Annotated in this window: 26 protein-coding genes; 17 read left to right on the top strand and 9 right to left on the bottom strand. The window is 67.9% G+C overall.

Features of this window, described 5'->3' with window-relative positions:
* Positions 1-19: 19 nt before the first annotated feature.
* Positions 20-307 carry a co-chaperone GroES gene (locus QOZ81_RS05555; RefSeq protein ID WP_291200360.1) on the bottom strand — a complete coding sequence of 96 codons (288 nt, stop codon included), beginning with the start codon at positions 305-307 and terminating at the stop codon, positions 20-22.
* Positions 308-519: 212 nt separating this feature from the next.
* Between QOZ81_RS05555 and QOZ81_RS05550 the strand changes: the two genes are divergently transcribed.
* The 8 genes from QOZ81_RS05550 (at position 520) to QOZ81_RS05515 (ending at position 8,158) form a co-directional block, all read left to right on the top strand.
* Positions 520-1,218, top strand: a complete 699-nt coding sequence (locus QOZ81_RS05550) for a zinc ribbon domain-containing protein (RefSeq protein WP_291200363.1) — start codon at positions 520-522, stop codon at positions 1,216-1,218.
* Positions 1,215-1,880, top strand: coding sequence for a YggS family pyridoxal phosphate-dependent enzyme (locus QOZ81_RS05545; RefSeq protein WP_291200366.1), 666 nt, complete (start codon positions 1,215-1,217; stop codon positions 1,878-1,880). The genes QOZ81_RS05550 and QOZ81_RS05545 overlap by 4 nt, the downstream gene beginning before the upstream one ends.
* Positions 1,881-1,965: 85 nt before the next feature.
* Complete coding sequence (locus QOZ81_RS05540; protein ID WP_291200369.1) at positions 1,966-2,391, top strand: hypothetical protein; 426 nt, start codon at positions 1,966-1,968, stop codon at positions 2,389-2,391.
* 218 nt (positions 2,392-2,609) lie between these two features.
* Positions 2,610-4,043, top strand: coding sequence for a DUF4139 domain-containing protein (locus QOZ81_RS05535; RefSeq protein WP_291200371.1), 1,434 nt, complete (start codon positions 2,610-2,612; stop codon positions 4,041-4,043).
* A gap of 53 nt (positions 4,044-4,096) precedes the next feature.
* Positions 4,097-4,861: a DUF58 domain-containing protein gene (locus QOZ81_RS05530; protein ID WP_291200373.1), complete on the top strand. Its 765-nt coding sequence runs from the start codon at positions 4,097-4,099 to the stop codon at positions 4,859-4,861.
* 80 nt (positions 4,862-4,941) lie between these two features.
* Complete coding sequence (locus QOZ81_RS05525) at positions 4,942-5,700, top strand: hypothetical protein (protein ID WP_291200375.1); 759 nt, start codon at positions 4,942-4,944, stop codon at positions 5,698-5,700.
* Positions 5,697-6,653 (top strand): VWA domain-containing protein, encoded by a 957-nt coding sequence (locus QOZ81_RS05520; protein ID WP_291200377.1) that lies wholly within the window; start codon positions 5,697-5,699, stop codon positions 6,651-6,653. Before QOZ81_RS05525 ends, QOZ81_RS05520 begins: the two co-directional genes overlap by 4 nt.
* Positions 6,650-8,158, top strand: coding sequence for a vWA domain-containing protein (locus QOZ81_RS05515; protein WP_300715358.1), 1,509 nt, complete (start codon positions 6,650-6,652; stop codon positions 8,156-8,158). Before QOZ81_RS05520 ends, QOZ81_RS05515 begins: the two co-directional genes overlap by 4 nt.
* Positions 8,159-8,242: 84 nt before the next feature.
* Here the strand turns inward: QOZ81_RS05515 and QOZ81_RS05510 are convergent, their stop codons facing one another.
* Positions 8,243-8,650: a thioredoxin family protein gene (locus QOZ81_RS05510; RefSeq protein ID WP_291200381.1), complete on the bottom strand. Its 408-nt coding sequence runs from the start codon at positions 8,648-8,650 to the stop codon at positions 8,243-8,245.
* A gap of 164 nt (positions 8,651-8,814) precedes the next feature.
* On the opposite strand from QOZ81_RS05510, the gene QOZ81_RS05505 reads away from it, so the two are divergent.
* Positions 8,815-9,165, top strand: a complete 351-nt coding sequence (locus QOZ81_RS05505; protein ID WP_291200383.1) for a hypothetical protein — start codon at positions 8,815-8,817, stop codon at positions 9,163-9,165.
* A 68-nt stretch (positions 9,166-9,233) separates the two neighbouring features.
* Positions 9,234-9,626 carry an acyl-CoA thioesterase gene (locus QOZ81_RS05500; RefSeq protein ID WP_366082122.1) on the top strand — a complete coding sequence of 131 codons (393 nt, stop codon included), beginning with the start codon at positions 9,234-9,236 and terminating at the stop codon, positions 9,624-9,626.
* On the opposite strand, the gene QOZ81_RS05495 is transcribed toward QOZ81_RS05500, so the two are convergent.
* Positions 9,614-10,258, bottom strand: coding sequence for a hypothetical protein (locus QOZ81_RS05495; RefSeq protein ID WP_291200389.1), 645 nt, complete (start codon positions 10,256-10,258; stop codon positions 9,614-9,616). The genes QOZ81_RS05500 and QOZ81_RS05495 overlap by 13 nt on opposite strands.
* 60 nt (positions 10,259-10,318) lie before the next feature.
* Here QOZ81_RS05495 and cysS point away from each other — a divergent pair, with 60 nt between their 5' ends.
* Positions 10,319-11,761: a cysteine--tRNA ligase gene (cysS, locus tag QOZ81_RS05490; protein ID WP_291200391.1), complete on the top strand. Its 1,443-nt coding sequence runs from the start codon at positions 10,319-10,321 to the stop codon at positions 11,759-11,761.
* A gap of 55 nt (positions 11,762-11,816) precedes the next feature.
* Here the strand turns inward: cysS and QOZ81_RS05485 are convergent, their stop codons facing one another.
* A complete protein-coding gene (locus tag QOZ81_RS05485; protein WP_291200395.1) occupies positions 11,817-12,815 on the bottom strand; it encodes a PstS family phosphate ABC transporter substrate-binding protein in 999 nt (332 codons plus the stop codon).
* A 310-nt stretch (positions 12,816-13,125) separates the two neighbouring features.
* Between QOZ81_RS05485 and QOZ81_RS05480 the strand changes: the two genes are divergently transcribed.
* Positions 13,126-13,482 carry a cytochrome c3 family protein gene (locus tag QOZ81_RS05480; protein WP_291200398.1) on the top strand — a complete coding sequence of 119 codons (357 nt, stop codon included), beginning with the start codon at positions 13,126-13,128 and terminating at the stop codon, positions 13,480-13,482.
* On the opposite strand, the gene QOZ81_RS05475 is transcribed toward QOZ81_RS05480, so the two are convergent.
* Positions 13,469-14,470: a glycosyltransferase family 9 protein gene (locus QOZ81_RS05475; protein WP_291200401.1), complete on the bottom strand. Its 1,002-nt coding sequence runs from the start codon at positions 14,468-14,470 to the stop codon at positions 13,469-13,471. The two genes, QOZ81_RS05480 and QOZ81_RS05475, sit on opposite strands and share 14 nt — an antisense overlap.
* A gap of 29 nt (positions 14,471-14,499) precedes the next feature.
* Here QOZ81_RS05475 and QOZ81_RS05470 point away from each other — a divergent pair, with 29 nt between their 5' ends.
* The 5 genes from QOZ81_RS05470 (at position 14,500) to QOZ81_RS05450 (ending at position 19,700) form a co-directional block, all read left to right on the top strand.
* Positions 14,500-15,327 carry a hypothetical protein gene (locus QOZ81_RS05470; RefSeq protein ID WP_291200404.1) on the top strand — a complete coding sequence of 276 codons (828 nt, stop codon included), beginning with the start codon at positions 14,500-14,502 and terminating at the stop codon, positions 15,325-15,327.
* Between the two features lie 319 nt (positions 15,328-15,646).
* The gene (locus QOZ81_RS05465; RefSeq protein ID WP_291200407.1) at positions 15,647-16,525 is read left to right on the top strand and encodes a hypothetical protein; all 879 of its coding nucleotides are present in this window, start codon (positions 15,647-15,649) and stop codon (positions 16,523-16,525) included.
* A 27-nt stretch (positions 16,526-16,552) separates the two neighbouring features.
* Positions 16,553-18,841 (top strand): ribonuclease R family protein, encoded by a 2,289-nt coding sequence (locus tag QOZ81_RS05460; protein ID WP_291200410.1) that lies wholly within the window; start codon positions 16,553-16,555, stop codon positions 18,839-18,841.
* On the top strand, positions 18,838-19,332 hold the full coding sequence (gene ruvC / locus QOZ81_RS05455; protein ID WP_291200413.1) for a crossover junction endodeoxyribonuclease RuvC: 495 nt from the start codon (positions 18,838-18,840) through the stop codon (positions 19,330-19,332). The genes QOZ81_RS05460 and ruvC overlap by 4 nt, the downstream gene beginning before the upstream one ends.
* Positions 19,333-19,499: 167 nt before the next feature.
* The gene (locus QOZ81_RS05450) at positions 19,500-19,700 is read left to right on the top strand and encodes a hypothetical protein (RefSeq protein ID WP_291200416.1); all 201 of its coding nucleotides are present in this window, start codon (positions 19,500-19,502) and stop codon (positions 19,698-19,700) included.
* 60 nt (positions 19,701-19,760) lie between these two features.
* Here the strand turns inward: QOZ81_RS05450 and QOZ81_RS05445 are convergent, their stop codons facing one another.
* From QOZ81_RS05445 to QOZ81_RS05430, 4 genes are all read right to left on the bottom strand, one after another.
* Positions 19,761-21,497, bottom strand: coding sequence for a M56 family metallopeptidase (locus QOZ81_RS05445; RefSeq protein WP_291200419.1), 1,737 nt, complete (start codon positions 21,495-21,497; stop codon positions 19,761-19,763).
* Positions 21,494-21,841, bottom strand: a complete 348-nt coding sequence (locus QOZ81_RS05440; RefSeq protein WP_366082982.1) for a BlaI/MecI/CopY family transcriptional regulator — start codon at positions 21,839-21,841, stop codon at positions 21,494-21,496. The genes QOZ81_RS05445 and QOZ81_RS05440 overlap by 4 nt, the downstream gene beginning before the upstream one ends.
* Positions 21,842-22,090: 249 nt before the next feature.
* Positions 22,091-23,821: an NAD-dependent malic enzyme gene (locus QOZ81_RS05435; protein ID WP_291200423.1), complete on the bottom strand. Its 1,731-nt coding sequence runs from the start codon at positions 23,819-23,821 to the stop codon at positions 22,091-22,093.
* 109 nt (positions 23,822-23,930) lie between these two features.
* Positions 23,931-25,943 (bottom strand): thioredoxin domain-containing protein, encoded by a 2,013-nt coding sequence (locus QOZ81_RS05430; protein ID WP_291200426.1) that lies wholly within the window; start codon positions 25,941-25,943, stop codon positions 23,931-23,933.
* Positions 25,944-25,992 lie beyond the last annotated feature (49 nt).

Below are 25,992 nucleotides of genomic sequence, written 5' to 3'. Positions count from 1 at the left end.
CCTTGGTCTCTGGGGTGTCTTAGCCGACGATCGCGAGGATTTCGTCTTCGCGCACGATGACGTGGTCGATGCCGTCGATCTTCACTTCCGTGCCGCTGTACTTGCCGATCAGCACCTTCTGGCCGGCCTTCACGGACATGGGATTGCGGGTGCCGTTCTCGTTGATCTTGCCTTCGCCGACGGCCACCACCTCGGCCTCCATGGGCTTCTCTTTGGCGGTGTCGGGGATGATGATGCCGCCCTTGACGGTTTCGGCTGCGTCGACGCGCTTCAGGACCACGCGATCAGACAGGGGCTGGATGGCCATGGGACCTCCTTGAGAAGGATTGAGGTTGGGAACGATCGAGGCTGTTAGCACTCACCAACAGCGAGTGCCAAGTCTCCCATCCGGATCAGGGCGAGTCAAGCCCGTTTGCTCGATCGGAAGCAAAATGTGATTAATTTAACGAAGATTTTCTTCGTTATTCACTTCCAGCTTAAAGCCCCTGCAGAGGCCTCATAGGGGTGTAGCCTCAATTCATGGAACAACTCACCACCCTGCGCGACCTGCAAGCCACTCTGGACTACCTGGCCACCATCCAGCGGGAGTTGTCGGCCCTTCCTCCGGACCTGGCCGCCCTCGATGCCAGGGTCAAGGCCACCGAGAAGCAGATCGCCGAAAAGACCAAGGCCCTCGACACCGCCAAGGCCCAGATCGCGGTGAAGTCGAAGGAGTTCATCCAGGCCCAGAAGGATGAGGACCGGGCCCGCGCGGCCGTGAAGACCACCAGCCAGAAGTTGCAGTACACCGCCGCCATCCGCGAGCTGGATGAGAAGGAACGCCTCAAGGCGGCTGTCTCCAAGCCCCTCAAGGCCCTCGAGATCACCGTCCAGACCCTGGAACAGGCCCTCGGTGCCCTGGAAACCGAGCGCGCGGCCGCCCAGGCCCAGTTTGACGAGCTGCATGCGGTCTTCCTGGATGAACACGCCAACCAGGTGGAGGGCCGGAAGCAGCTCCTGGCCAAGAAGGCCAAGCTGGAGTCCAAGCTACCCCCGCCCGAAGTGGCACGCTTCCACCGCCTGGCCGGCGCCCGCCAAGGCCGCGCGGTGGTGATCGTGGAGAACGGCGCCTGTTCAGGCTGCAACGTGAAGCTCCGTGGCCCGATGCTCTTCCAGCTGAAGGAAGGCAAGACCATCGTCACCTGCGAATCCTGCCAGCGGACCCTCTTCCTGCCGTGAGCCTGCCGCAGCGCATCGAGGGCCTGCGGGCCCGCATCCAGCGCGCCTGCGAGGCTGCCGGGCGGAATCCCGCCACCATCGAACTGCTGCCCGTTTCCAAGAAGCAGCCGCTATCCCTCATTCGTGAAGCCGCCGCCCAGGGCTTCACGCGCTTCGGCGAGAACTACGTGCAGGAGGGCGCCGACAAGGCCGCCGCCCTGCCAGAGCTGAGCTTCGTGCTGCTGGGCCCCCTCCAGCGCAACAAGGCCAAGGCCGCCCTCCGGCACTTCGCCGAGATCCAGAGCCTCGACCGTCCGGAGCTGGCCGAGCGCCTGCGCCGCCTGGCCGAGGAACTGGGTGTGGTGCGGCCCGTCTGGATCCAGGTGGACCTCTGGGACGAGGCCACCAAGCTGGGTGGCTGTACCGGGGCCGATCTTCCGGAGCTGCTCGAAGCCCTGGGCGACGATGCGCGGCTGCCCCTGCGCGGCCTCATGGCCATCCCCCCGCCCGAGGACGAGGCCGCCTTCGTCCAGATGGCCGCCCTGCGCGACCGTCTGCAGCAGGACCTGGGCCGTCCCCTGCGGTTGAGCATGGGCATGAGCGATGACCTCGAGGCCGCCATCGCCGCGGGCACCGATCAGATCCGCATCGGCACCGCGTTCTTCGGGGAACGCACCCGCTGAGGCGGGATCCCGCCTTGCCCTGCGGTAGGGCCTCGCCGCCCCTGCGCCTTCATGGTTCGATGCTTCTTCAGCCCCTGGAGCCTTCATGACCTCGATCAAGACCGCCACGGCATCGCTGCCCATTTCCGCAGAAGCGCTTTACACATTCCTCGCCGACCTGTCGAAGCACCGCGCTTTCCTGGAACCCGCCGCCATGAGCTTCCAGGGCACGGCAGACGCACACAGCTACGTCATCGAGGTCATGGGCATGAAGATGCCCCAGGAGCTGGTCGCCAAGACCCGCACCCCCGGCCAGCTGGTGAGCCTGGTGCCCGGCGCCAAGAAGATGTTCGACCACGAGCTGCGCTTCGAGATCGCCGCCGCTGGCGCAGGCAGCACCCTGCGCCTGGTGGACGAGGCCGACATCCCGATGATGATGCAGATGATGGGCGCTGAGAAGCTGCTGCAAGGCCAGCTGGACACGGCGCTGGCGCGGATCCAGGAGCTGGCGGCGAACGGTGGGCTGGCCTGAGCGGAGAAAAGCCAAAGGAATCTTGAAAGCGGAGGAAAACGGAGGAGCGGAAGAAGCGGAGGATGGATGCCCATTTATCTTTTCTCCGCTTTCCTCAGCCCCTCCGCTGTCCTCCGCTTATTTCCATTCCGTTGCTTTTTCCTGAAAGGATGCCCTTCCTCGTGACATGTCCAGGTATCGGGCCACTCTTCCTGCCCGACACCCACCCCGGAGGTCCCATGCGCCCCACCCTGCTCCTCGCCGCCCTGCCTGCGCTGCTCGTCGCGCAGGAGACGCCCACCACGCTGAAGGACCAGAAGGCCCTGGCGGTGACGATCTACAACGACAACCTGGCCCTGGTGAAGGACACGCGCGAGGTTCGACTGCTCAGGGGCGAGGCACGGCTGGCCTTCCAGGAGGTGTCGGCGCAGATCCGGCCCGAGACGGCCCTGCTGCGCAATCTCACCCACGCGAAGGACTTCTGGGTGGCGGAGCAGAACTTCGACTTCGACCTGCTCACGCCCCAGAAGCTGCTGGAGAAGTATGTGGGTGAGAAGGTCACCGTGGTGCGCAGCGTGCCCAACGCCGATGGCGCGGGCTCGAAGGAGGTCCGCGAGGAGGCCACGGTGCTGGCCACCAACAACGGCACGGTGCTGCAGTTCGCCGACCGCATTGAGACCAGCATCCCCGGCCGCATCGTCTATCCCAAGGTGCCCGGCAACCTGCGGGCTCGGCCCACGCTGGTGATCAGCCTGAACAGCGGCGCCGACAAGGCCCAGCAGCTGGAGTTGAGCTACCTCACGGGCGGCCTCTCCTGGCGCGCCGACTACGTGGCCAACCTCTCATCCGACGAGAAGACCCTCGATCTCAGCGGCTGGGTGACCCTCACCAACCAGAGCGGTGCTGCCTATCCCAACGCCACCCTGCAGCTGGTGGCGGGGGACGTGAACCGGGCGCGGGAGCCCCGCCGGGACATGACCGCGGGCGCCGTCATGTCGGAAATGCGGATGAAAGCCGCCGCCCCCAAAATGGCGGAAGAGAGTCTCTTCGAATACCACCTCTACACCCTGGATCGCCCCACCACCCTGGCGGTGAATCAGACCAAGCAGGTGGCCCTGCTCAGCGCCAGCGGCGTGCCGGTGCGCAAGGAATACCTGCTGCAAGGGCAGAACCACTACTACTCCGGCAGCTACGGCGACCTGGGCGAGAAGCAGAAGGTGGGCGTGTTCGTGGAGTTCGACAACAAGGAGTCGAGCCGCCTGGGCATGCCCCTGCCCAAGGGCATCATCCGCGTCTACAAGCGCGACGGCGAGGGCCGCGCCCAGTTCGTGGGCGAGGACAACGTGGACCACACGCCCAAGAACGAGCTGGTGCGCATGAAGCTGGGCGACGCCTTCGACGTCACGGCCAAGCGCAAGCAGACGGATTTCAAGAGCCTGGGCCGCCAGGGGAAGTTCGGCTACGTGTACGAATCGGCCTTCGAAGTGGCGCTGAAGAACGCCAAGAAGGAGGCCGTCACCGTGAGCCTGTTGGAGCCCATGCCCGGCGACTGGGAGGTGCTGCAGAGCAGCGTCCCGCCCACCAAAGAGGCCTCGGGCACGGCCCGCTTCAAGGTCACCGTGCCCCCCGAGGGCAGCGCCACGCTGACGTATCGGGTAAGGGTGAAGTGGTAGGAACCACACCCGGCCGGCCTGGAGCCCCGGCACCTGCGCCATACTGAACTCCCATGCCCCTGCCCGCCCGCTTCCTCGCCCGCCTGCGCCGTCTGCCGCTGCGCCTGCGCGGGCGGCTGGGCGGCGGCACGGAGGGCCTGCATCCCTCGAAGGTCAAGGGCACGGGGCTCACCTTCGTGGAGAACCGGCCCTACGTTCCCGGCGATGATCCGCGCTTCATCAACTGGCCGCTGACCGCACGCACCGGCGAGCCGATCATGAAGCGCTTCGAGAGCAGCCGCGATCTGGTGCTGTGGCTGGTGGTGGACCCCTCGCCCTCCATGTTCCTGGGCGATCCCGTCTCTCCCTTGCGCTGGGCCCTCGAGCTCTGCGGCGCGGCCTTCGCCACCCTGCAGGCCACAGGCGACCGCCTGGGCCTGATCGTGCCCGGTGACCACCGCACCCCGGCCCTGCGCATCGCCCCCAAGCGCGGCCGCATCCACGGCCTGCGCATCCTGGAGACCCTGGCGGAGCGCGGTCCCTCCCTTCCCACCGAGGCCTCCTGGCGCGAGGCCCTGGGCCACTGGGGCGAGCACGGCAAGGGACACCGGCTCTGGCTCTTCAGCAACGGCTCGGGACTGCAGGGCGTGGCACCCCTGCTGAAGCCCCTGGCCACGCGCCACCGCCTCGTGTGGTTCCAGCCCGAGGACCACTCGGACCGGAAGGGAATGACCTGGCCCGATCCCGGCTTCAGTCCGGCCATCGAGCGGCAGCGCTGGGATCTGCTGGATGATCCCGTGGTGAAGCTGAACGGCTGGCTGCGGGCGGGGGGCGCGTAATGGCCGTGGGTTCCTCCCATCGCCTCTCCCTGCTCGGATTTCACGGGCGAAATCCGAGTCATCGAAAGACTGGAATCCTGGTGTTGTTGGGGTGCTTGTCGGTCATGGCCGCGCCGGCCTGGAAAGCGCCGACCCAGCCGAAGCTGGGGGAGCTGCTGGTGCTGGAGCTGCGCGAGGAGGACCCCGCGAGCCCTGCTCCGCCGCGACCCACCGTGGAGGACCGCCTGGGGCCCCTGTACCTGCGTGCCCTGGAACCGCTGCCGGACGGTCGCGGCTGGCGCTTCCAGGTGCAGGCCCTGGAACCCGGCCTGGCGGTGATCCCCGCCCTGGACCTGGGCAACGGGCAGCGCAGCCCGGAGCTGCGCTTGTGGGTGCCCCGCAGCATCCCCTACGGCGGCCCCTGGGTGGGCTTTGGCGGGGGCAACGACGATCGCCTGCCGGCCATCCCCTTCCCCTGGGCCTGGGCCAGCCTGCTGCTGGTGCCGCCCGTGGCTCTCGCCGGCTGGGGCGTCCGCCGCTGGCGGCGGGGCTCCGCCCAGCGCCGGCTGACCCATGCGGTCCACGCCTTCCAGCGCCACTGGCCGCCGGCCGACCGGGAGCGGACCACCCTGGATGCCGCCCACGGCCGGGGCCGGGATCTGCTGGCCGCGCGCTTCGGCGAGGGGGCCCGGGCCTGGGGCACGACGGACTTCCAGGATCGGGCCCTGGGCCCCTGGGTGCAGTGGCTCCGCAGCCTGGATGCGGCCCGTTTCGGCCGGTCCGAGCCGCCCTTCCCCTCCGCTGAGCAGCTGGTGGCCGTAATCCATGCCGCGAAGACCCCGGGCGAGGTCCGGCCGTGATCGCCCTCCGCCATCCCCTGCTTATGCTGCTGGCGGTGCCGCTCGTGGTCTGGGCCTGGCGGGTCGTCTACCGCTGGGGCATCCCCTCTTCGCGTCCCTCCAGCCGGCTGGCCCGCCTCACCTCCCACTGGATTCCCATCCTGCTGGCCCTGGCCCTGGGTCTCGCCGCCGCGGGCCCCGAGTGGCGCACGCCGCTGCGGGGCATCGCCCCCGTGGTGGACCTGGCCGTGGTGCTGGATGGCAGCAGCAGCATGCGGATCCTCGACCGGCCCGACGAGGACCGCTGGCATGCGGCCCGGCGCACCCTCGCCCAGTTCGTGCTGCGGCGCCCGGACGACCGCTTCGCCCTCATCCTCTTCAGTGCCCATCCGGTGACGCTGAGCCCCCTCACCGCCGACCACCTGCGCCTGCTGCGGATGCTGGCGCGCCTGGACATCGACAGCCGGGATGACGGCACGGCCATCGGATCGGCCCTGATGACCGCGGTGCGGCGCCTGGAGGACAGCCCGGCCCGCAGCCGCGTCATCCTGCTGATCACGGATGGCGTGCAGAACCGGGGGCGGGTGACCCCCCTGGAGGCCGCGGAAGAGGCCCGCCGCAACGGCATCCGCATCCATGCCGTGGCCATCGGCAGCAATGGCGAGAGCCTCGTGCCCCTGGAGGGCGGCGGCTTCGCCCGCCTCCGGGTGGAGGTGGACCACGCCACCCTTCAGCAGGTCGCCCACCTCACGGGCGGCGAGTCCTTCAGCGCCGAGGATCCGGCCGGTCTCGAGAACAGCCTCGCCTCCGTGGATCGCCTGGAGAAGACACTGCTGCCCGTGGATCCGCCCACGGAAGGCCGGCCCATGGCCCTGTGGTGCCTCCTGGCCGCCGCGCTGCTGGCCCTCCCCCTGGCGGTGGATCTGGCCTTCAAGCGGGGCAGGCCCCGGCCCGCCTGGGTGGAGGGGCCATGAACCTGCCCTTCTCCCATCCCTGGGTGCTCGCCCCTACGGCAGGGGTCGTGCTCCTGGTGCTGGCCCTGGCCTTGCGCGCCCACCTCCGGCCCGGCCTCGGCGTGCAGGTGGTGGGCCAGCGTCCGCTCTGGCAGGGGCTGGGCATGGCGCTGATGGCCGCGGGCCTGGGTCTGGGTCTGGCGGAACCCCGGTGGGGGCTGCCGGAGTTCCCGCGGTTGACCGTGCACGTGGTGCTGGATGCCAGTCGCTCGATGACCGTGCCCGATGCGGAGGGCCGCACCCGGTGGGAGGCCGCCGTGACCGCCCTGGACCGCATCTGGTCGCGGCCCCAGCCCGGCATCCGCTGGGGCCTGGACCTGCTCACGGGCGATGACATCCCCATCCATCCGCCCGGCGAGGACCGCACCCTGCTGCGGGAGGCCCTGCGCGCCGTGGTGCCCGGCGAAGTCGGCTCGCCCGGCACCAGCCTGGGCCGGGGTCTGCCCCAGGTGGCGGCCCAGATCGATCACGACCTGCCCGCCGTGATCCTGCTCCTCAGCGACGGGGAGGAAACCTGGGAGGCGCCGGAGGAGGCCCTGAACCACGCTCTGGAGCCCCTCAAGCGGGCGCGGATCCCGGTCTGCGTACTGGCCTACGGGGACGGCCAGCCCCATGCCGTCCCGGTCCGGGCCCAGGCTGCCGCGGCCCCCGGTCCCGAGCCGGCCGTCAGCACCGCCCACCCGGACTTCCTGACCCGCCTGGCCCAGGCCACCCAGGGGCAGGTGTTCAAGGATGGCGAGGATGCCGCCGCGGGCCTTCAGGCCCTGGCCGCCGGCAGGCTGCCCCTGCCCGCCCGGCGCTCCCTGCAGCCCGCCCACCCCGAGGTGGGCGCCTGGCTGGCCCTGGCGGGGCTGGCGCTGTGGCTGTTCTTTTCCGGGAAGACACTGGCCCGCTGGCGACCGATCCTCCTGCTCCTGCTGGGCCTGGGCTCCTCCCGCCTGCAGGCCCAGGGCAGCGCCTGGGCCCCGCCCGCGGTGAAGGCCTGGCTGGCCCAGCGGGCCATCGAGGGCGGCGACCTCCCCGGCGCCCGGAAGTGGCGCCCGGGCGACGCGCGGCCGGCCCACGTGCTGCTCGCGGCGCAGATCGACCTGCGGACCGGCTTTCCAGAGGACGCCCTGAAGACCCTGTCACCCCTGGTGGGGCAGGGCTCCCCGCGCCCCATTCCGGCCTGGCGCGCCCCGGCCCTGCTGCTGGCGGCCCGCGCCCACGTGGAATCCAACCGGCCCGCCGAGGCCCGTGCCCTGCTGGAGCGCCTGCTGCTGGAACAGCCCGGCCAGCGGGAGGCCATCCACGACCTGCAGACCCTGGTGAAGGACGCGCAACCGCCCCCCCCGCCCAACCCGAAGAAGCCGCCTCCACCGCCCCCGCCCCGCCCCAGCATGGGCGCCCAGCAGGACGAACTGGAGGGCCTCAAGCAGCGCCTGCCCAAGCCCCCGAAAACCCCTGCGGGCGTGAAGGATCTTTGACCGGCCGTGAACTCGCCTGGGCGTGGTGAAACACCGCGGCGGCCCGGAGGCCGCCGCGGATGAATGAATGACGGGAGGCTCCGCCTATTTCGCGTTCAGCCAGGCGGCGAACTCGGCGCCGCTGCGGAAGGCGCCCACCTGGCGGCGGAGCTCCTTGCCCTCGGCATCGAGGATCACCATGGTGGGGAAGGCGGTCAGCTTGAAGGTCTCGGAGAGCTTGGTGCCTTCGGCGACGGGCGTGCCGTCCCGCTTCTGGACCAGGGCGGAGAAGGGCACCACCTTGGCGAGGGCGGCCTGGGCCTCGGGCGTGGGGAAGACATCCTTCTGGAGGCGGAGGCAGGGGCCGCACCACTCGGTCCACAGATCCATGAAGACGACCTTCTTCTCGGCCTTGGCCCGCTTGAGGGCGGACTGGTAGTCGTGCTCCCACTTGACGGTGCCCGAGGCAAACATCGGGGCGGCGATCAGAAGCAAGGCGGCGAGGGCTTTCATGCAGGGGCTCCAGGAGTTGGCGGACGGACCGCAGGATTTGGATGGAGGCAGGCCGGGTTTCGTTCCAGGTTTCAGGATACCCGGGCTAATCCCCCCGTTCCGCGGCCCGTAATCCCAAGCGACCCGGCGAGTGCCGAACCCCAATCCTTCCAAGGAGGCCGCCCATGCGCGCCATCATGATCCCGCTGGCCCTGGCGGCCAGCCTCAGCCTTCCCCTGGCCGCCCAGAGCGCGCGGTTCATCAAGGTGGACATCGTCTCCAAGACCATGATGCAGCACCACCACAAGCAGAAAGGCGTGGACGGACCGACCGAAGTCCACATCCGCATGCCCATCAGCCTGGCCAAGGGCGTGCTCGACATGGCCGGCGAGGGCGAGATCAAGGTCAACGGCGAGACCAAGAAGGGCATGAAGCCCGAACAGCTCCAGAAGCTGCTGTCCGACGCCAAGGCGGGGGACCTGCTGCTGGAAATCACCACGGACAAGGGCGATCACGTCCGCGTCACCGTCGAGTAACCGGGAGCCCCCATCCGTGCAGCGTCAAGGCCCCGCGAATGCGGGGCTTTTTCATGTACGCTCATGCCATGGAATCTTTGACCGAACTCCGAGTGCGCTACGCCGAAACCGATGCCATGGGCATCGTCCACCACGCCACTTATCCGGTCTGGATGGAACTGGGCCGCAGCGACTTCCTGCGCCAGCTGGGCCAGAGCTACGCGGACTGGGAAGCCCGAGGGGTGCGTCTGGTGGTGAACGAGATCCGGGTGCGCTTCCGGGCGCCGGCCCGTTACGACGAACTGGTCCAGGTGCGAACCTCCCTATTGGAGACCGGACGTCGCCGCATCATCTTCGGCTACCGGATCGAGCGGGACGGCGTCCTCCTGGCCGAGGGGGAGAGTGTCCACCTGGTGGCGGGCTCGGACAACCGGGCGCGGGTGCTGCCCGACGACCTGCTGGCCCTGGTTCAGGGGCGCTGAGACGGATCCGGACTGCCCATGCAGGTCGACATGAGGCCCGCCAGCGCGTCCATGACCCGGCGGCGCCCCTCACTGAAGGCATCCGTCTGGAAGCTCTGGAAGCTCACCAGACCGGAAGGGCGGCTGCCCCAGCCCAGCGGCACCCCGTACCAGGAATGGGGGATGAGGCCCGTGGCCTGCTCCGCAGCGGTCAGCAGGCTGCCCGCCGCATGCCCCTCCTCCATGGTGCGGATGTAGACCGGACGACGCCCCGCCAGCACCCGCTCTGAAAGTCCGGCCCGGTCCGACAGACGGCGGGAGGGGTGGTTCCGGGCCCGGCCGCCTTCGTGGTACAGCACGAACCGGAGCTGGTCCTGGTTCCAATCCGCCACGGCCACATAGAAGCAGGCGAGGCCAAGGGGCTTGAAGCTGACATCGAACAGGATCTGGGCCAGGGCCTGGTCCGAGCCACCAGGACGCATGCGCTCGAGGGCGCTCAGCAGCAGGTCCCGATCCTCGTCCAGGTGGCGCACCAGCTCCTGGGTGCCCTCCAGCCGGGCCTGGACCGAATGGCATTCGGCGCCCAGCTTCCGCAGGCGCTCGTCCCGCTCGGCCAGGGCCTCGTCCTGCTTGCTGCCGCCGAACAGACTCATCGGGTCTCCGGGAGGCTTTGGATCGAAGGGAAAAGATGGTTTGCTAGAACCATGAAGAAGATGCGGCGAACCCTGGCTCTGTTCAATACCCTGACGCGGCGGGTCGATCCCGTGGTCCCCATCCTGGATGGACAGATCTCCTTGTACACCTGCGGGCCCACGGTCTACAACTACGCACACATCGGCAACCTGAGAACCTTTCTCTTCCAGGACCTGCTGAAGCGGGCCTTCCAGGCCGCCGGGCACGAGGTCAGGCACTGCATGAACATCACGGACGTGGAGGACAAGATCATCCGCGACTCCCAGGGGGCCCTGCCCGTGGACGCGTCCAACGCCGAGCGACACGAGGCCATGACGGCGCTCACGGACCGGTACACGGCCATCTTCCTGGAGGACCTGGACACCCTGCGCATCCAGCGGGCGGACTTCCTGCCCAAGGCCACCGCCTACGTCCCCCAGATGATCCGCCTGATCCAGGCACTCGAAGCCAAGGGTCTGGCCTATGTCCGCGAGGGCAGCGTCTACTACCGCATCGCCGGGCTGCCCCAGTACGGCTGCCTGGCCCACCTGGACCGCGCGGGCATGCAGGCCGGGGCCTCGGTCGATGCGGATGAGTACGAGCGCGACTCCATCACCGATTTCGTGCTGTGGAAGGCCACCAAGCCGGGCGAGCCCTGGTGGGACAGCCCCTGGGGCCCCGGGCGCCCCGGCTGGCACATCGAGTGCTCCGCCATGGGGCTGGAGCTGCTGGGTGAGCGCGTGGACATCCATAGCGGCGGCGTGGACCTCATCTTCCCCCACCATGAGAACGAGATCGCCCAGAGTGAGGGTTGCCTGGGCCACCAGTGGGTCAACCACTGGGTCCACGGCGAATTCCTCATGGTCGAGGGCCAGAAGATGGCCAAGAGCCTGGGCAACTTCTTCACGCTCCGCGACCTCATCGACAAGGGGGTGGATCCCCTCGCCCTGCGCTATGCCATCCAGAGCAACCACTACCGCAAGGTGCTGAACTTCAGCTTCGAGGGACTCCGTGCCGCGGAGAACTCCCTCAAGCGCATCCGGGCCTTCCGCACCCGGATGGAGGGCGAGGGACAGCCCGGTGGCGGTCCCTGGAAGGAGGCTGTGGATCCGCTGGCGCGCCTGGAGCAGGCCCGCGAGGCCTTCTGGGCGGCCATGGCTGATGACCTGAACACACCCGAGGCCCTGGCGGCCATCTTCACGCTCGTCAGCGACCTGAACGCGCAGGATGACCACGTCGCTCTCTCGCGTGAGGAGCGGGATGCCGTGGTGGCCTTCCTGGATGAGACTGATGCCATCTTCTCGGCCTGGCCGCAGGCCACCGACAGCCTGGATGCCGAGGTCGAGGCCCTGATTGAAGCCCGGAGGGCGGCCAAGGTCGCCAGGAACTGGGCCGAGGCGGACCGCGTGCGCGACCAGTTGAAGGCCCTGGGCATCGTTCTGGAGGACCGCAAGGACGGCACCACGGGATGGCGGAGGGGATGAGGCCAAACAAAGCAGCGGCCCCGGATGGGGCCGCTGCTTCCTCAGGTGGAACCGCTCAGCGGCTCAGGCGCTTGAGGGCGATCTGGATGAATTCCGGTGGTCCGGGCAGGAGGCCGGAATCCGCGACGGCGTTCTGCCCTTCCCGGGTGAGGATGAAGTGGATGATCTCATTGACGGCCGGAGGCAGGGGGGCGCCGGGCGTCCGGTTCAGGTAGGCGTAGTAGAGCCGGGGCATGGGGTACTTGCTGGTGGTGACGTTCTCCTGGTTGGGGAACCGGGCGTCCTCACCGTGGTAGGGGACCACGGCGAGCACCTTGTTGGCGAAGTACCAGGACGACATGGTACCGATGGCGATGCCGGACTGGTCGGTCATCACGGCCTCGGCCAGGGCGGAGCCATCTTCCCGGTCCTGGATGCCGGTCCGGAATTCCCCGTTGAGCAGGACCTTCTCGCCGACGGAAGAGCGGGTGGCGGAACCGGCCGCGCGGGTATAGGCCTGGATGGGCAGCTTCGCCCACTCGCCCTTGAGGCCCAGATCGCCCCAGACGACCGCCGCGGATTTGGACCCACCCAGCCGCGTCTTGGAGTAGATGGCGTCCAGTTGTTCCATGGTGATGGAGGTGATGGGGTTGTTCTTGTTGACGAACACGATGTTGGCGTCGAGACAGACCGGGATGCGCATCGGCATGTAGCCGAACTTGGCCTGGAAGGCCTTGTTCTCGTCCGCCGTGAACTCCCGGGCCGAGATGACCAGGAGGCTCGAACCGTCCAGGAGCCCCTTGATGGCATCGGTCGTCAGCTTGGACCGGTAGATCAGGTTGGCCTCGGGATGGACCTTCCGGAAGGCGCTGGACCATTCATCTCCGAGATCGGAAAGGGCATCGGTGCCGATGAGGTCGATGGGTCCCTTGACCTGGACCTGGGGCTGATAGCCCGGGATGGTGGCGGGCACCTTGGCCCGAGGCTGGGCGGTCTGGGCCTGCAGGGTCCCGAGGCCACAGATGCCTGCCGCCAGGATCAGACCAGAAACCAACCGGGCTTGGAATGTTCTCATGGGAATCCTCTCGAAGGATGACCGCATCAAGGGTGCCACTGGTTTTCGGCCTTCACGATGCAGACTGAAAGCAATGGCTCCTGAGTGGGACATATTTAGACGCCCAACGGGTCATGATCGCACACACGCCCGCCGTGACCATCCGACAAAGCGCAGGAATGGTGATGAAGGTCACGCCACCTGCCGGTTGACCGTGCGACCAGACGCCTGCCGGAGCATGGATCGACCCGGGCCTAGGGGTCCGGGCCAGCCTCCGGTAGACTGATGGCAGATTCCTCGTTCCCGACCCTGGAAAACCCATGGACCTGACATGACCGGTGTGAACCACTGCCTCGCCATTGCCGCCCTCAGCCTGCTCTGCGGCCTGCCCGTCCAATCCCAGGAGGGGAAGAAGAGCCTGCCGGCCCACCATGCCAAGGCGGGGGTGCACTGCTACGACTGCCACCAGGAGGAGAAGCCCACCAAGAAGGCGGTGGCTTCAGAGTCCTGCATGACCTGCCATGGCGACTACCCCGCCATGAAGGCCCTCACGAAGGACGCCAAACCGAACCCCCACGATTCGCACCTGGGCGAAATCCCCTGCACGGAATGCCATCGCCAGCATCAGCCGCCGATCGTCAAATGCCTCGAATGCCACGAGGGGAAGTTCAAGTTCAACCTCCACTAGCGGCCGGTCCCTCCAAGAGGGCCGCGGAGACCTTCGTCGGCAGGAGCTCCTCCAGGCACTGGCGGCGCTGGCAGGCGCGCTCCCGGCAGGGGGCGCAGGCGATGCCCGTGCGCAGGACTCGGCCCGCCCCGGCCGGCAGCCCGGCGACCACGGGATCGCTGGAACCATAGAGCCCCAGCGCCGGAACGCCGAGGACCACGGCCAGGTGCAGCAGGCCGGTGTCGGGCGCGACCACGCGGTCCGCCTGCCGGAGAGCCGAGGCCAGCTGCCAGAAACCGAGCCGGGGCAGAGCCTCGATACCCGTGGCCTCCGGCAGCCAGGTCCGGAGATCTTCCTCCTCCGGTCCCAGGGACCAGCGGAGGTCGAAGCGGCCCCTCAGCCCCGCCGCCAGGGTCATCCAGTGCCGGAGGGGCCAGCGCTTGATGGCGCCGCGCCGGGAGGCGCCGGGGACCAGCACGATCCGGGGCTTCGCCTCCTCGTGCCAGATGGCCCCGGGATCGGGAAGATCAACGCCCTTCAGGACCGCCTGGAACCGGCCGAGGCCCTGGACTCCCCGGCTCCGGCCAAAAGCCTCCGCCAACCCGAGCGCCTGGTCGTATCGCGTCTGATGGTGGAAGGCCAGGGGATGGGTCTGGAGCGATCCGGCGAATTCCTTGGTGACTCCGTCTCCCCACCGCTCGGGAATGGACGCCAGCTTCGGGATCAGGGCGGCTTTGAGAATGCCGTGGAAATCCAGACTGGCCTCGCCCCCCCGGATCAGCCCGGCCACTCGCCGCAGCTCGCCCAGGGCCGAGAAGGGATTCGACAGGCGGCGGCGCTTGACGATCACCGGCTCCAGCCAGGGGAGTGGCTCCAGCAGGAAGGCATGGCGGTCCTCCACCACGGCCCGGAAGCGGGTTCCCGGAAATGCGGCATGCAGGTTGGCCCAGGCGGGCATTACCCGGAGGATGTCGCCGAGGGCGGAGAGGCGGAGCAGAACCAGATCCATCCCTCCATCCTATTCGTTACGCTGGTGGCATGAGCATGCAGCCCTTCGCCAAGGACCAGACCAAGAACCCGCCCCCCAAGAACTGGCTGGACCGTCTGCTGCGGCGTTTTTCGCGCATCGCCTATGGCCTGGCGGTCCTCCTGATGTACACGCTCGCCTCCACGGCCCTGGGCCTGGCTCTGGCCCCGGCGCTGTGGATCTGGTCCCGCCTCCATGCCTGGGCGGTCCCCCTGGCCGGCCCCCTGCCCTGGATCGTGTCGGGGTTCGCGCTGGCCCTCTGCTTTTTCATCTTCGGCCTGGTGCTCCTGCTGGTCGTCCCCCTCTACAACTGGGTCCTGCCCACCCGGGTGAAGCCCTTCAAGGGCGGCTACTACACCCTGCATGCCCTGCCCTGGTTCCTCCACAATGGCCTCTTCTACCTGGTCCGCTTCACCTTCCTGCCCTTCGTGACGCTCACCCCCTTCGGGGTCTGGTTCCTGAAGGCCATGGGCATGAAGATCGGCCGCCACGCCTTCATCAACACCGAATACATCAGCGATCCCCAGCTCATCAGCGTAGGCGACGACGCGGCCCTGGGCGGCAGCGTGCGCATCTTCGCCCACTACGGCGGCGGCGGCAACCTGGTCATCGCCCCCGTCACCGTGGGGCATCGCGCCACCCTGGGCCTGGCCTGCTGCGTCATGGGGGACGTCATTATCGGTGACGACGCCACCATCCTGCCCGAGAGCGTGGTGCTGCCCGGGAGTCGGGTGGGGGCGGGGGAGACCTGGGGCGGGGTCCCCGCGAGGAAGATCGAGCGCGAGGAGATGGACAGGATCAAGGCTGAGATTCGGGGAATGGCCGAAACACTGGGGTGACCCCGCCTACGGTCTCGATGCTCACCCTCGCCGGGTCCCGACTCCGCAGGCTCCCCCGGAGCCTGCTTCATCACCCCGCGAGGAAGATCGAGCGCGAGGAGATGGACAGGATCAAGGCCGAGATTCAGGGAATGGCCGAAACACTGGGGTGATCCCAATCACATGCATTGGCCAGACCAATCGGAAAAGGCCCGGAGGTCCCCCTGCTGACCTGCAGGGGGGTGGAGTCCAACCAGACGGGACTAGGCAAGTCCCGAGAATCCCGCGACAATCCAAGCTTCTCCCAGGGGGCTCCCCCCTTTCATCATTGGTCCAAACGATGCGCACATCCGCCCTCCTTTGCTCCGTCCTCTTCTCTGCGGCCCTCCTGGCCCAGGCGCCAGCGCCGTCCCTCGGCGATCGGGTGAAGGCCGAGAGGCCTGCGGTTGAACAGCTGCTGGCCGAGTTCAAGTATTCCGAGGCCGTGCAGCGGACCGAGGCCCTGCTGCCTGCCACCCGTCCCGCCTTCGACAAGAAGGACAACTCGACCCTCGTCCAGAGTTGCGCGGCGAACCTCGACATGGCCGAAGCGCTGCGTCTGGCCGCCGAGGCAGCGGACTCCGCCGGAGCCTGGGAGAAGGCCCTGGAGTATGCGAAGACCGCCAAGGCCCTGGCCAATGAATCCTATGTCGGCGTGAAGGAACCCTTCGCCCAGACCGTGGCCTACTACAAGCAGGCGGGTGCCCGGGCCCAGCAGGTGCTGGACGAGAACGACGGCCGCATCAAGGAGTTGAAGGGCAAGAGCGCGCTGGATCCCGGTGAGCGCCAGGAACTGGATCTGGCCCTTGGGGTCGAGAAGGAAGTGGTGGACTGCGCCAAGTGGGTGAAGTTCTTCCAGACCTACCTGGACGTCACCAAGCGGGAGAACGAGGCCTATGACCCGCTCGTGAAGGTGATGGAGGACAAGCTCAAGAGCGAAGCCGATCAGATTGCCGATTACAAAGCCGGCAAGGGCGAGAAGACCAAGTGGGTGGAAGCGGTCATCTCCACCCCCGCCTACCTCGAGCGCTTCACTGAAAAGTCCGGCAAGGCCCAGTGGCTGAACCGGCTGGCCGTCCTCGACCCCGAGAACAGGAAGGTCCAGCATCAGCTCGACCTCCTGAGCGGCAAGGTCACCGCCCCCCCCGCCAAGCCCGCCAAAAAGGGAAAGAAGGCCTGATCGCCCCGGGGCCTGTACCCTGAAGGCATGACCCGCCGTTCCACTCCCCGCATCCCCGTCCGCAGTCCGGCCCGCACCCCCGACCGACGGCCCTCCCGCGAAGCCCCGAAGCCCCTGGCTGCGGGGCTTCGTCCGTACGAGACCTTCGAAGCCACCTTCCTGGGCCACCCCGAGGGTGCCGGGGGCTTCCTGAGGATCCTGGGGGCGCCCAAGGGGCCCCGCATGGACCTGCTCGTGGACTGGCGGGATGCCCATGGCGCCATCCACGGCGACCGCGTGGTGGCCGAGGTCAACGGCGAGGGCTGGGACGGCCGCCTCAAGGCCCGGGTCCTCGAGATCAAGGGGCGCGGTGACGTCCCCCTGCCCGGCACCTTGCAGAAGCAGCCCTGGGGCTGGCGGGTGGTGCCCCTGGAGCCACGCCTGGCCCAGATCATCTCGGTGCCGCCCACGGACCTGGCCGAGGATGGTGAGCTGGTGAGCGTCAGGCTCGACGCCGATCCCGAGGCCAAGCAGCTGCGGGGCACCGTGGTCGCCAGGCTGGGGAAGAAGACCGACCTCAAGATCGAGAACAGGCTCACGGCGGCCCTGTTCAACCTGCGCACTGAGTTTGCGGACGCGGTCATGCGCGAGCTGGCACCCTTCCCCACGGCCATTCCCACGGAGTGGATCCAGGGCAGGGAGGATCTCCGTGAGACCCTCACCTGCACGGTAGATCCGCCCACGGCCAAGGACTTCGACGATGCCATCAGCCTGGAGATCCTGCCGAAATCTGAAGGTGGCGGCTGGCTCCTGGGCGTCCACATCGCCGACGTGAGCCACTACGTGGCCGAGGGCGGCCCCCTGGACGAGGAGGCCCGCCTGCGGGGCACCTCGGTCTACTTCCCGGACGAGGCCATTCCCATGATTCCGGAGCGCCTCAGCGGCGACCTCTGCAGCCTGCGCGAGGGCGTCGACCGGCTCACCATGACGGCCTGGATGACGATCTCGCCGGAGCTGGAAGTGATGGAGACGCGACTTTCTGAAAGCGTCATCCGCAGCGCGAAGCGGCTCACCTATGACGAAGTGAAGGAAGCCTGCATCGACCTGTCGAAGCGCAAGCGGGCCGAACTGGGCGAGCCCTTGTGCGCCCTGCTGGACGAGGCCCTGGTGCTGTCACGGCAGCTCACCCAGATCCGCCTGGGCCGGGGCGCCATGAACCTGGACACGGAAGAGGCCGAGTTCATCTTCGACGAGGAAGGGCGACCCATCGACGCGCGGCGCTATCCACGCCACGACGCCCACCGCATGATCGAGGAGTTCATGCTGCTGGCGAACGAGACGGTGGCGCGCTTCTTCACCCGGAAGAAGATCCCCTCCATCTACCGCATCCACGACGAGCCGGATGCGCTGAAGCTCGAGATCTTCGCGGAAGTGGCCCGCACCTTCGGGCTGCTCAAGCCCAAGGAGGCGCCCACGCCCGAGCACCTCAACGTCATGCTCGACAAGATCCGGGGCGGGCCCCTGGAGGCCATGATCAACACGCTGCTGCTGCGCAGCCTGAAGAAGGCTGAGTACAACGTCGACAACATCGGCCACTCGGGCCTGGCGTTGCAGGACTACCTGCACTTCACGAGCCCCATCCGGCGCTATCCGGATCTCATCGTCCACCGCCTGCTGCGCAAGGTGCTCCGGGGCCAGAAGCTGCCCGAGGGCCTGCACAGCCAGCTGGCGGTGCTCGCCAAGGGCGCCAGCGACTGCGAACAGAAGGCCACCGAGGCCGAGCGCGAGAACGACAAGTGGAAGGCCTGCCTGCTCATGAAGGCCCGGATCGGCCAGCGCTTCAAGGGCCGCATCCAGGGTTTCTCCGCCAAGGTCATGTTCGTCACGCTCGAGTCACCCTTCGTGGAGGTGGGCGTGCCCCTGGCGGCCCTGGGCGGCAACTTCTGGGTGGACGAGCACCGCACCAAGGCCACGGGCCAGCGGGGCATGGTGGTGCTCACCATCGGCGATGCGGTGGAAGTGGAGATCACCACCGTGGATGAGGACCTCCGGCGCATCAGCGCCTGGGTCACTGAGGCGAAGGCCCAGGATGCCCATGGCAAGGTCCTCCAGTTCGTGCCCACCCTCGCGGCTCCGGCGGTGCTGCGGGAAGGTGATCTGGAGAAGCCCCGGCGGGGGGGGAAAACCCGATCGGACGAGCCACGCCCCCGCCGCGAAACGGCCTCAAAGCAGCGCCCACCGAAGAAGGCCCGTGCCACCGCCGGGAAAACCCGGGAGGCGAGTCCAAAGCCGCCGAAAGGCAGCGTCCGGGGCACCGGCAAGCGGAAGGGCCGGTGATCGTCCCGCCCTCGCCCGTGCGCTGCCTGGGCGTGGATCCCGGCTCCCTGGCCTGCGGCTGGGCCGTGGTGGAGCGCTTCGGGTCCCGGCTGACCCTGGTGGAGGCGGGGGTCATCCGCAACCCCCGGGGGACCGACTTCGACCAGCGGGCCCTGCTCATCCACGGTCGCCTGTCCGAGGCCATCGCCGCTCACCACCCCGGTTTCATGGCGGTGGAGTCCCCCTTCGTCGAAAAGAACGCCGCCACGGCCCTGAAGCTGGGCCAGATCCGCGGGGGGATCCTGCTGACGGCGGCCCTGCACGGGCTGCCGGTGGGTGACTACAACCCCATGCAGGTGAAGAAGGCCGTCAGTGGGTATGGCTGGGCGGACAAGGGCCAGGTGGGGAAGATGGTGATGACCCTGCTGAACTTGAAGGAGCCCCTGGCGGCCGATGCGGCCGACGCGGCGGCCGTGGCCATCGGCCACCTGCTGGCCAGCCGCAGGGCCTGACCCGGCCCTTGGACGACCTGGATGTCATGTTTTTCAATGACTTCGGAAATTGTCACGGCGGTCGTGACAAAAAACTTCGTAACTCATGACATTTCTTGTGATGCCTATCACTAGCCTAAGTCACAAGCAAACACGATCATGTTGTCCAGGAAGCCCACGGAGCCACCATGCACATGGACACCGCAGCGCGACAGCACAACCCCGCCTTCTGGACCACCGCCGAGCGCCTGCATGAAGTGTTCAACCAGCTCGAGCGCCAGATGGGCAGCTCGCCCCGCGGTCTCGCCGTGCTCCGTCAGGTCCAGGCCCTCGAAGCCGAGCTCGAAGCCGAAGTGATGCATCGCAGCCGCCGCGTCGTCGCCGCCTGATTTCAGAACGTGCATGCAAGAGGCCCGGCACCGCCGGGCCTCTTGCTGTACCAGATGGGACTATGGCTTGGGCTCTTCCATTCGGAAGCTGAAGGTCTTCCAGGGCGCGTCCGGCAGCACCTGGGTTTCCCCCCGCCAGCCCGTCAATGGATTTGCGGCGCGAATCGAGAGGGGGGCGCCAGCCTTCGGAGCTTTGATCCGGATATTGGGCCGGACCTCCTCCCAGAGCCCGACCCCTTGTTTCCCTGCCGGTTCCTTGTTCCCGACGATCACGGAACCGCTTGGAACACCGTCGGACAGGAGCTCCACTTTCAGGTCTCCGCGGCTGCTGATGCGCAGGTGAACCATCAACTCATCCCCGATGCCACGGATGACACCCTGGACCTCCCCCTCCGCCAACGGCGCCTCCGGCTGCACCGCCTTCGCCTTCAGCACCCCCATCACGAGGGTGCGGTAGCGGGTCGCCTCTTCAGTGATCTGGCCCCCATCCAGGGCTTTCTCGCCGCAGTTGTAGGCCGTTACGGCCTTCTCGACGTCCCCCTGGTAGCGGTCCAGGAGGAAGCGCAGATACTTCGCGCCCGCCGCCATCACCTGGGCCGGGTCATTCAGATCTTTCGCGCCGTAGGCCTCGGCCGTGGCCGGCATGACCTGGAGCAGGCCCATGGCGCCCAGAGGGCTCTTGGCCTTGGCGCTGAAGCCGCTCTCCACCCAGGCCATGCTCCGGAGCAGCTGGGGATCCAGCCCCTCCTTGGCGGCCAGGGCATCGATCTGCGCCACCAGGGCGGTGGGCGCCGGAATCGGAGTGGTGGAAGGAGCACCTGCGTGCAGGGCCAGAACCGCGCAGGGAAGCAGCAACAGGGTGACGAGCCCCCACGGGGATCCCGCCATGGGCTTCGTGGAAAGCAGCCGTTCGATTCGTGTCAGCAAACGTCCTCCTCGGGCCGCAAGGGCCGGGAATATCGGGGGTCGAAGGTCGGGCTGGAGATCATCCAGCGCGTTGAGGGCCAGAGCCAGACGCCGCGGGTCGCCGAGGCTCTGTGCCGCGAGTTCATCCGCCAGTTCCTCGCGCTCGGTGCGGATCCTCGCTGAGAGCCACCAGACGGCTGGATGAAAGAAAAGCAGGGCTTCGATGATTCCCTGGATGAGGTTGCCGAGGTAGTCGAGGCGGCGCACATGCGCCAGCTCGTGGGCCAGGAGCGCCTCCAGGTAATCCGGTGGCAGGCTGGTGAGCAGAACCGCCGGCATCAGGACGACAGGCTTCCACAAACCAAGGGTTACCGGCGTTCCGCCCCTCGAAGAGAGCAGCAGGGGCACCCTCCGCCGAAGGTCCATGCGCTTGGCAACCCGATCCATCGCATCCTGCCAGGGGCCGGGCGCAGGGAGGCCCTGCCGCTTCCAGCGCAGACTCAGCGCGAGGCCGCCGCCAAGGCGCAGCGCCATGATCGACGCGCCAAGCGCCCACAGCGCCACCAGCCGCGGCAGAAGTGGCTGCAGTGCGGATTCAAGCCGAATCAAGAGCGGTACGGAGGGCGGCTGATGGGACAAGGATCTGACCGGAGTCCGTTCCACCTGCTCCGTCACCTCCACCGGACCCGCGGCTGCGGGCACAGGCTGGTGGAAATGCCAGGCTGTGAGCGCGGGCAGGATCAGGCAAAGCCCCAGGGCCAGGGCATTCATCCTGTGCCGGAGCTGGCCCGTCAGGAACATCCCGCAGAAGGCCGCCAGCAGCACGAGCAGGCAGCCCTGCCAGAGCGCGTGCAGCAAGGCCCATCCCAGAATCTGGATGCCGGCGTTCATCGCCTCTCCTTGCCGAGCGCCTCGCGAATGCGGGCCTTCTCCTCTAGGCTGACCTGCCCTGAGCGTAGCGCCGCCAGCACGAGCGCCGCTGCCGATCCCCCGAAAAGCCGCTCCGTCAGGTCGGCGACCAGGCCCCCCTCCATGGCGGCGCGGCTGTGGGCCGCCGCATAGACATGGCTGCGCTGGCTTTCATCCCGGATCACCAGCCCCTTTTCCAGCATGACCTGCAGCATCCGCAGAGTCCCGGTGTAGGTGTATTCCTCCCGGCGGTTCAGCTGGGCATGGACTTCCTTCACTGCGGATGGCCCCCGCTCCCAGAGGATCTGAAGAAACTTCAACTCCACTTCCGTAGGTTTGACGGATGACATCACGGAAACCTCTACATAAGATTGTGTAGACCAGTTTGTGTAGTTTGATCAAGCTGTCAAGTGCCGTTGAGAAAGGGCACCCCGAAGGGTGCCCGGTAGTCTCGGCCTCATGAAACGCTGGCCGGAAGGGGCTGGCGAAAACGGTCGCCCCGTGGGAGGAAAGAGAGGCTCTTCCCACCCCCCAGGCTAGGCCAGGACGCCCCTTCTACAAGGGGGAACCAGCGCTCAATCTTCGTACCGCAACGCCCCGGGCCGGTAGGCCGGGTAGGCCGGCACCCACTGGGCCTTGGTCACCACGGCGCCGATCTGGTCGTCGTCGAGCAGGCGTCCCAGGCCTGCGTTGCGGGCCTCGATGCCCACGGCCTTGGCCACGGAGGCGGACACCTTGCGGATGTCCTTCATTTCCGGCAGCAGCAGCCCCATGGCTTCCTGCTCCGGCGTCACGAATTCGCTGATGGCCCGGCTGGCCGCCAGGAACATGCCGTCCGTCACGCGGGTGGCCTTGCAGACCAGGGCGCCGAGACCGACACCCGGGAAGATGTACATGTTGTTGCACTGGGAGGCCTGGAGGGTGTGTCCCTTCCAGTCCATGGGCTCGAAGGGGCTGCCCGTGGCGACCAGGCCCTTGCCGTCCGTGGCCTTCCAGACGGCCTCCGGCGTGCATTCGCACTTGTGGGTGGGGTTGGAGAGGGCCAGCACGATGGGGCGCTCTGAGTGCTTGGCGGTCTCCGCGAGGATCGCCTCGCTGAAGAGCCCGGGCTGGGCGGTGACGCCAATGAGGACGGTGGGGTGAGCGTTGCGGATGACATCTCCCAGGCCGATGCGGGACGGATCGTCCAGCCGCCAGCCCTCCACCCAGGCCCGGCGCTGAGCCAGGGGCTCCTGGGGGTCCTCCAGCAGGGGATCGCCTTCGAGGAGTAGGCCCTGCATGTCCACGGCGAAGATGCGCTTGCGGGCTTCTTCAGCGGAGAGGCCCTCCTCTTTCAGCATGGCGAGGATGTTCAGGGCGATGCCCGTGCCCGCCTGGCCCATGCCCACGATGACGTAGCGCTCATCCTGGAAGCGGCTCTTCTTGATGCGCATGGCCGTCATCAGCGCCGCCAGGGCCGTCGAGCCCGTGCCCTGGATGTCGTCGTTGAACGAAAGGATGCGCTCGCGGTACCGGTCGAGGTTCTTGAAGGCGGTCTGCTTGGCGAAGTCCTCCCACTGGAGCAGGGCGCCAGGGAAGTTCCGCTTCACGCCGAGGACGAACTTCTCCACCAGTTCCTCGTACTCGACGCCCCGCAGGCGCGGCTTGCGGATGCCCAGGTAGAGGGGATCCTCCAGCAGGCGGGGGTTGTTGGTGCCCACGTCCAGGGTGATGGGCAGAGTGACCCCGGGGTGCACGCCGCCAGCGGCCACGTAGAGGCTGACCTTGCCCACGGGGATGCCCATGCCGTCAGAACCCAGGTCGCCCAGGCCCAGGATGCGCTCGCCGTCGGTCACCACGATGAGGTTGACCTGGGGTTGTGACAGCCCGTGGAAGATCTGGTCGATGTTCGCGATGTTCTCGGGCGTGATGTAGATGCCCCGGAAGCGGCGCTGGATGTGGCTCAGCTGCATGCAGGCCAGGCCCACCGTCGGCGTGTAGATGATGGGGACCATCTCGTCCAGGTGGTCCTGGAGGAGGCGGTAGAACAGGACCTCGTTGCGGTCCAGGAGGCCCGAGAGGTAGATGTACCGCTCCATGTCGTCAGGCTTGCGCAGGAAGGCCTCGTAGGTGCGGTCCAGCTGGGATTCCAGGGTGGCGATGCCGGGCCGCAGCATGCCGTCCAGCCCCAGACTCAGCCGCTCCTCCTTGGTGAACGCCGAGGCCTTGTTCAGGTGGGGATTGTTCAGCAGCTGCCGCCCACGGAGGTAGACCTCGTAGTAGTCCTCGCCCGTCAGCGGGTCGATCTTGAGCACGAAGTTCTTCATGGCTGCCCCTTGTCTGCCACGCCACGCCCGGATCCGACAGATCCCAGGTTCCTGTTCAGACGGGGCTGGATGGTAAAATCAGTGTATCTCCCACCTGGAGGGGACGGGATCACATCGGAACCGGTGAGTCCTGCAGCAGGTCCCCGAGTTCCCGGCTGGTTCCCACCGGAGCGGCGCAGGTCCTGCCCCGGCACACGAAGGCCAGGGGCCGTCCCGGACTCAGGCCCCGGCCTTCATGCAGTGGCAGCAACTGGTCGCCGGAGACCGAGAGCACCCGGCCAGGCAGGAAGCGCCGGTACACCTCGCCCAGCATGTCCTGGACGAGCGGATCTTCGGGATGGCCGGACAGCGCCACGTCCAGCGGTGCCCGTTGGACGAGGTCCAGCACGCCAAACAGGCCCAGGAAGGCCCTGGGCGCCCGCTCCATCCAGGGCCCGAAGCACTGGAGGGTCCCTTCGGCCGCGGACCGGAAGTCCTCCCTCTGCAGGTGGCGGGACAACCTGAGCAGTGCCCGGGCCGCCAGGGTGTTGCCGCTGGGAATGGCATTGTCGAAGCCGGGCTTCTGCCGGAAGAGGAGATCCGGCTGGTCCGCCTCCGTGCTGAAGAACCCGCCATCGACCGGATCATGGAACCGCGCCAGCATCATCTCCCCGAGCGTCTCGGCCCAGCGCAGCCAGGCCGGATCGAAGTCCGCCTCGAAGAGATCCACCAGCCCCTCCACGACAGCCGCATGATCCTCGAGGAAGGCCGCCGTGTGCGCCCGGCCCCGGCGCCACACCCGAAGCAGCCCTCCCTCCCGCCAGAGTTCCCTGCGGAGGAAGGCCGCGCAGGCCTGGGCCGCTTCCAGGTACCGCGGCTCGCCCAGCACCTGGGCGCCCCGGGCCAGGGCCGACAGGGCGAGGCCGTTCCAGGCGGCCAGCACCTTGTCGTCCTTGCCGGGCCGCACCCGCCGGTCCCGCCAGAGCCGCAGCCGCTCCCGCAGGGTCTGCTCTTCTCCCTCGGAAAGCGAAGCTTCCCGAGGACAGGAAAAGCGGTGGATGACGCTGGCCCCGTGCTCGAAGTTGCCGCCATCGGTGATGCCGAAGGCCGCACAGAACCGGTCCCCGTCCACCGGCCCGAGTGCTTCCCGCACCTCGGCGGGGGTGAAGGCGTAGAACTTGCCTTCTTCTCCTTCGCTGTCCGCGTCCTCACTGGAGTGGAAGCCGCCGCTGGGGTCGCGCAGGTCCCGCAGCAGGTAGTCCAGGGTCTCCCGCGCCACCGCCGCGTAACGGGGCTCACCGGTGGCCTGGAAGGCCGTCAGGTAGCAGCAGGCCAGCTGGGCGTTGTCGTAGAGCATCTTCTCGAAATGGGGCACCAGCCACTGGCCATCCACGCTGTAGCGCGCGAAGCCGCCGCCCAGGTGGTCGTACATGCCGCCCTCCCACATGGCGTCCAGGGTACGGAGGGCCATGGCCCGATCCTCCGCAGTGCCCCTGGCCAGGAGCAGGTCCACGGCCATCTGCTGGGGGAATTTCGGGGCCGGGCCGAACCCGCCCCAGCGCCCATCGAAGCCCCGGCGCAGCTGGGCCAGGGACGCCTCCAATACCGCGTCGCCCGGCCGCTGGGTTCCCGCCTCCACCTCGGCCTGGCGCCGCAGTTCCGTAGCGAGCGCCGCCGCCTGCCCCACCACTCCGGCGCGGTCGTCCTGCCACACCTGGGCAATGCGCTTGAGCAGGGGGATGAACCCCGGCATCCCGCCGCGGGGCTCGGGCGGGAAGTACGTGCCGCCGTAAAAGGGCTGCAGGTCTGGAGTGAGCCACACGCTCATGGGCCAGCCGCCCCGCCCCGTCAGGGTCTGCACGGCGTCCATGTAGAGATCGTCCAGGTCGGGCCGTTCCTCGCGATCCACCTTGATGCTCACGAAGTGGGCGTTCAGCACCGCGGCCACCGCCGGATTCTCGAAGCTCTCCCGCTCCATGACATGGCACCAGTGGCAGGCGCTGTAGCCGATGCTGAGGAAGATGGGCTTCTGCTCCGCCCGGGCCCTCGCCAGGGCCGCCTCGCCCCAGGGATGCCAGTCCACGGGGTTGTGGGCGTGCTGGAGCAGGTAGGGGCTGAGGCTTCCGGAAAGGTGGTTGGGCATTATCCCGACTCCATCGGTCAGGATTATGCCTGAGGATCCTGTTTCCACA

The organism is Geothrix sp., assembly GCF_030219325.1.
Taxonomy (GTDB): Bacteria; Acidobacteriota; Holophagae; order Holophagales; family Holophagaceae; genus Geothrix.
Note: the sequence above shows the minus strand (reverse complement) of the source record. Positions and strands in the feature narration are given on the sequence as shown.

Coding starts and splice junctions, on each gene's coding strand:
- QOZ81_RS05555 (WP_291200360.1), bottom strand. CDS start 307: ATGGCCATCCAGCCCCTGTCTGATCGCGTGGTCCTGAAGCGCGTCGAC.
- QOZ81_RS05550 (WP_291200363.1), top strand. CDS start 520: ATGGAACAACTCACCACCCTGCGCGACCTGCAAGCCACTCTGGACTAC.
- QOZ81_RS05540 (WP_291200369.1), top strand. CDS start 1,966: ATGACCTCGATCAAGACCGCCACGGCATCGCTGCCCATTTCCGCAGAA.
- QOZ81_RS05535 (WP_291200371.1), top strand. CDS start 2,610: ATGCGCCCCACCCTGCTCCTCGCCGCCCTGCCTGCGCTGCTCGTCGCG.
- QOZ81_RS05530 (WP_291200373.1), top strand. CDS start 4,097: ATGCCCCTGCCCGCCCGCTTCCTCGCCCGCCTGCGCCGTCTGCCGCTG.
- QOZ81_RS05515 (WP_300715358.1), top strand. CDS start 6,650: ATGAACCTGCCCTTCTCCCATCCCTGGGTGCTCGCCCCTACGGCAGGG.
- QOZ81_RS05510 (WP_291200381.1), bottom strand. CDS start 8,650: ATGAAAGCCCTCGCCGCCTTGCTTCTGATCGCCGCCCCGATGTTTGCC.
- QOZ81_RS05505 (WP_291200383.1), top strand. CDS start 8,815: ATGCGCGCCATCATGATCCCGCTGGCCCTGGCGGCCAGCCTCAGCCTT.
- QOZ81_RS05500 (WP_366082122.1), top strand. CDS start 9,234: ATGGAATCTTTGACCGAACTCCGAGTGCGCTACGCCGAAACCGATGCC.
- QOZ81_RS05495 (WP_291200389.1), bottom strand. CDS start 10,258: ATGAGTCTGTTCGGCGGCAGCAAGCAGGACGAGGCCCTGGCCGAGCGG.
- cysS (WP_291200391.1), top strand. CDS start 10,319: ATGCGGCGAACCCTGGCTCTGTTCAATACCCTGACGCGGCGGGTCGAT.
- QOZ81_RS05485 (WP_291200395.1), bottom strand. CDS start 12,815: ATGAGAACATTCCAAGCCCGGTTGGTTTCTGGTCTGATCCTGGCGGCA.
- QOZ81_RS05480 (WP_291200398.1), top strand. CDS start 13,126: ATGACCGGTGTGAACCACTGCCTCGCCATTGCCGCCCTCAGCCTGCTC.
- QOZ81_RS05475 (WP_291200401.1), bottom strand. CDS start 14,470: ATGGATCTGGTTCTGCTCCGCCTCTCCGCCCTCGGCGACATCCTCCGG.
- QOZ81_RS05470 (WP_291200404.1), top strand. CDS start 14,500: ATGAGCATGCAGCCCTTCGCCAAGGACCAGACCAAGAACCCGCCCCCC.
- QOZ81_RS05465 (WP_291200407.1), top strand. CDS start 15,647: ATGCGCACATCCGCCCTCCTTTGCTCCGTCCTCTTCTCTGCGGCCCTC.
- QOZ81_RS05460 (WP_291200410.1), top strand. CDS start 16,553: ATGACCCGCCGTTCCACTCCCCGCATCCCCGTCCGCAGTCCGGCCCGC.
- QOZ81_RS05450 (WP_291200416.1), top strand. CDS start 19,500: ATGCACATGGACACCGCAGCGCGACAGCACAACCCCGCCTTCTGGACC.
- QOZ81_RS05445 (WP_291200419.1), bottom strand. CDS start 21,497: ATGAACGCCGGCATCCAGATTCTGGGATGGGCCTTGCTGCACGCGCTC.
- QOZ81_RS05435 (WP_291200423.1), bottom strand. CDS start 23,821: ATGAAGAACTTCGTGCTCAAGATCGACCCGCTGACGGGCGAGGACTAC.
- QOZ81_RS05430 (WP_291200426.1), bottom strand. CDS start 25,943: ATGCCCAACCACCTTTCCGGAAGCCTCAGCCCCTACCTGCTCCAGCAC.